Source organism: Cecembia lonarensis LW9, from assembly GCF_000298295.1.
GTDB classification, from domain to species: domain Bacteria; phylum Bacteroidota; class Bacteroidia; order Cytophagales; family Cyclobacteriaceae; genus Cecembia; species Cecembia lonarensis.
Window position 1 is genome coordinate 1 of the sequence record NZ_AMGM01000206.1, and the last position, 1,087, is coordinate 1,087.

The 1,087-nt window shown below is 37.2% G+C and carries 1 protein-coding gene; it reads right to left on the reverse strand.

Annotated elements, in window-relative coordinates; all coding sequences use genetic code 11:
- Positions 1-690: penicillin acylase family protein (locus B879_RS20875; RefSeq protein ID WP_040401532.1), on the reverse strand; the 690-nt coding region annotated here is incomplete at its 3' end.
- Positions 691-1,087 lie beyond the last annotated feature (397 nt).

The following is a 1,087-nucleotide window of genomic DNA, read 5'->3' on the forward strand; positions in this document are numbered from 1 at the left end:
AGGAAACAAGGGGAAAAGTTTACCCATCAGTTCCTCTCCGATCATTTGCCTCATGTTGGTATATTCCAGGTCTTTGTCACCTACCAACATATCAGCCATATATTTCAAAAGCAAAAGAGATTTGTAGACATTCCAAGACTCTGGCTGATAACCAAGAATCTTGTATTCCAAAGGCATCCTTGCCCTTGACAGATTTTCTATGTACTGATTGACTCCATCTGAATAGGCTTCAACAAGCTTAAAAGTTTCCTGGTCATTATTTTTAATATATTGCACAGCCTGTTCTGCACTGTAAGCCAATCCTTTCCGCCGGGTCATCCTATCCAGTTCAATGGCAACGGGACCAACGATTTCAGCAATTCTTCCAGCCGCCGCCATAGTCTGAAATTCCATTTGCCACAACCTGTGTTGGGCTGTTACATAACCCTGAACCCTGAATAGATCTTCTTCATTCTTGGCAAAAACATGAGGTATCAAATGTTCATCATAAACCACATCGACATCATCTTTTAGATTTTTCAACTTGATTTTATTTTTTGCCAAAGCATCCTCACTGTAGGAGTTTTGCCAAAAACCATGGTGGGGATCTAAAAGCAAGCCCAAAGCGGGGACAGTTCCTATAGGAACGGATAGCAAAATGCCAAGACCAATTGTAATGATCAGACTTAATAAAAAAGAAATATATCGCATAGGTGATTCGATGGATTTAAGTTCAAGTCTTCAGACTTGAACCATTGAAAGCAGGTTGTTAATTTAGAAGTAAATAGTCAAAATTCACATATTTCAGGTATTAAATTTTCCTTATCAACTACGACAGGACATTTATTACTCATTTCATAGCTACTTTATTAGCTACAAAAAGGCTGAAAAGCAAATCCTTTATCATTTTTGCAATTTACCAACAGAATTATTAGAGTAACTGCAATAATTTCCACTTAACCGATTAGAATTTGATGAAATCGATTTCCTAGGGTAAATTCGTCAAGGATAATAATTGATTTTTTAGCGCAATAAACCAAGCCGAAAAAACTCAAGCACTAAAACGTAGGTAATGTATCGGTAGGGTAATTTTTCAACAAAAAGGGGG